Consider the following 2,907-nt stretch of genomic DNA (forward strand, 5'->3'; position numbering starts at 1 on the left):
GACGATCCTCAAGCTCATCAGCGGTTCTCCTGTCACGGGTGCACGGATGCACTGGATCCATGGCCTCAGGTCATGCCGAGGGTACTGAGTGCCAAGTCCGGCCCGGCCGCGACCCGCGCGCCGCAAGCGCCACCTGGACCGGCATGCCGTGTCGGCTCTCTTCGACTGGCGTCAGAGGCTCCACCGAGAGAATACGGCACTCAGTACCCCTGGTAAAGGCACTCAGTACCCTTCCCGGTGTCCGGGAGCCCGCGGGCCGTCCGCGGCCGCGGGGCCGTCGAGGGCCACGGCGGCCTCTCCGGTGTGCACGCCGAAGGTCAGGGACTCCTGGAGGTAGAGCTGAACCGTTTCCGCGTCGTGGGAGAGGTAGCCGACGGAGACGTCCTGGCCGAGGAAGAGCTCGAAGTCGCCGCCACGGGTGGAGAGCAGGAAGGCGCCCTCGATGGCGGGCGCCCAGATGATGTCGCCGTCCAACAGGCGGGCGAGGTGGTTGTGGACGGGGTAGCCGTGGTCGCTGGTCTCGTTGACGGCGGTGAAGGCGGCGGCGCCGAGGAGGAGGGAGTACGGGCCGCCGACGCCGGCCAGGCGCAGCGCGGTGAGGGCGCGGCTGACCGCCTCGGGGTACTCGCGGACGTCCTCGGGGAGCTGGACCGGCGGATTGCTGGAGGCGGTCCGGATGCCCTCGATGGCGGCGGCGCCGTAGCCCTCGAAGACGGCGCGGTCCTCGGCCAGGGCGAGGGTCCGGGCGGCGTCCTTGACGGGCTGCCAGTCGGAGTCCCGGGAGCCGCGTTCGACGTCGTCGACGGCCGCCCGGCGAACGGTGAAGGGGACGCGCAGCTCGACCACCGGACGGCTGGCGCGGGCGTGGGCCTGGACGCCGTCGAGGGGCGGTTCGATGCCGGTCAGGTGGCCGGTGCCGACGGCGGCGAGGGTGGCGCCCTCGGGGCCGTCCAGGTCGACCACCCGACGGCCGGCGATGTGCAGCTTGAAGGTCTGGCGGGCCTCCTCCTCGATCTCCTCCCACGCGGCGGCGGAGATCGGGGCGAGTTCCCGGTGGAGGTTGTTCATGAGCGGGGTCCTGTTCAGGAGGTCTGCTTGAGGCTGCCGATGCCGAGCGAGCCGTCCCCGGGGGCGGTAGCGGGAGCGGAGGCAGGTGCGGCGGCGGCCTCCGGGGCGGAGGCGCCGGGCGCGGGCGGCGGGGCGTCGAGGAAGTCGGCGGTCGGGACGAAGAACAGCGAGCCGGTGACGGCGGTGGAGAAGTCGAGCAGCCGGTCGGTGGTGCCCGGCGGGCGGCCGACGAACATGTTGCGCAGCATCTCCTCGGTGACCTCGGGGTCGCGCGCGTAGCCGATGAAGTAGGTGCCGGCCTCACCGCCGCTGCCCCGGGAGCCGAAGGAGCCGAACGGCATGTTGAAGCGGACGATCTGCCGTTCCTCCCCGTCCGGGCCGGTGATCACGGTGAGCGCGACGTGCGAGTCGGCGGGCTTGACGTCGTCGGCGAGTTCGATGTCGGTGAGCTTGGTGCGGCCGACGGCCCCCTCCTGTTCCTCGACGCTCAGTCCGTTCCACTTGTCCATGTCGTGCAGGTACTTCTGGACGATGACGTAGCTGCCGCCGGTGAAGTCCGGGTCCTCCTCCCCCACCACGGCGGCGTGCTCGGCGGCCCGGCCCTCGGGGTTCTCGGTGCCGTCCACGAAGCCGAGCAGGTCCCTGTCGTCGAAGTACTTGAAGCCCTGGACGGAGTCGACCACGGTGGCCGCCCCGACGAGCCGGTCGACGATCCGCCCGGCCAGCTCGAAGCAGAGGTCCATCCGCTCGGCCCGCAGGTGCAGCAGCAGGTCCCCGGGGGTGGCCGGGGCCCGGTGGCGGGTGCCGGCCAGCTCCCGGAAGGGGTGCAGGCCGGCCGGTCTGGGGCCGGCGAAGAGCCGGTCCCAGACGTCGGAGCCGATGCCGGTGACGCAGGTGAGGCCGCCCTCGGGGCCCCGGAAGCCGATGGCGCGGCGCAGTCCGGCGAGGTCGGGGAGCAGTTCGCGCACGGCGCCCTCGCCGCCGGGTTCGACGGTGAGGACCAGGAAGACGGCCGAGCTGGTCAGCGGGGAGAGCACGGCTTGCGGTTCGGCCTGCATGGCTGGGTCCTCCTCAGGACGTCAGGGTGGCTTCCCACTCGGCGCGGTAGTCGTCGAAGAGCAGCCGCAGGTGGTGGCCGATCTTCAGGTAGTCCAGGTCGTCCAGGTTGGCGAGCGAGACCCGGACCGACCACTCGGGGCCGTCGAAGCCGCCGCCGTTGAGCAGGACCACACCGGTCCGCTCGGCGAGGCGGAACAGCGGCTCGGTGGGTTCGTGGTTCTTCTCCAGGAAGGTCGCGAAGTCCTTGCCCGCGGCCCGCTCGGCCTCGGCCAGCAGGTCGAGCTCGACGTAGTAGCCCGCCCGTCCGGGGTCGTCCGCGATCTTCATCCCGGAGCCCTCCAGCAGCAGGTCGAGCCGCTGGCGGACGATGCCCTGGACCTTGGCCTTGTAGGCCTTGCCCTCGGGGAGCAGGGCGAACAGCGAGAACAGCACCATCTGGACCTGCTGCGGCGGGCCGAGCCCGGCGGTGTGGTCGAGCGCGACCTGCCGGGAGTCGGCGACCAGGCGGTCGATGAAGCGGATGCTCTCCGGCTCCGGGGTGAGGCCGCCGTAGCGCTTGGCCAGCCGCGCCTTCTCCTGGGACGGGAGGGCGGCGATCAGGTCGTCGATCACGTTGTCCCGGTCCAGGCCGATCACGCCGAGGCGGTGGCCGGTGGCGCCGTAGTGCTTGGAGTACGAGTAGACCAGCAGGGTGTTGCGCGGCAGGTCGGCGGCGAGGGTGCGGAAGCCGTCCACGAAGGTGCCGTACACGTCGTCGGTGACGATGATCAGGTTGGGGTT

At 71.8% G+C, this 2,907-nt stretch carries 3 protein-coding genes; all 3 read right to left on the reverse strand.

Annotation, left to right across the window (positions count from 1 at the left end; all coding sequences use genetic code 11):
- Positions 1-222 precede the first annotated feature (222 nt).
- Positions 223-1,068, reverse strand: a complete 846-nt coding sequence (locus J0670_RS34625; RefSeq protein ID WP_207816391.1) for a family 1 encapsulin nanocompartment shell protein — start codon at positions 1,066-1,068, stop codon at positions 223-225.
- Positions 1,069-1,082: 14 nt separating this feature from the next.
- Positions 1,083-2,126, reverse strand: a complete 1,044-nt coding sequence (locus J0670_RS34630; protein ID WP_207816393.1) for a Dyp-type peroxidase — start codon at positions 2,124-2,126, stop codon at positions 1,083-1,085.
- A gap of 13 nt (positions 2,127-2,139) precedes the next feature.
- Positions 2,140-2,907: bifunctional aspartate transaminase/aspartate 4-decarboxylase (locus tag J0670_RS34635; protein WP_207816395.1), on the reverse strand; the 768-nt coding region annotated here is incomplete at its 5' end.

Source organism: Streptomyces sp. FH025, from assembly GCF_017427025.1.
GTDB lineage: Bacteria > Actinomycetota > Actinomycetes > Streptomycetales > Streptomycetaceae > Kitasatospora.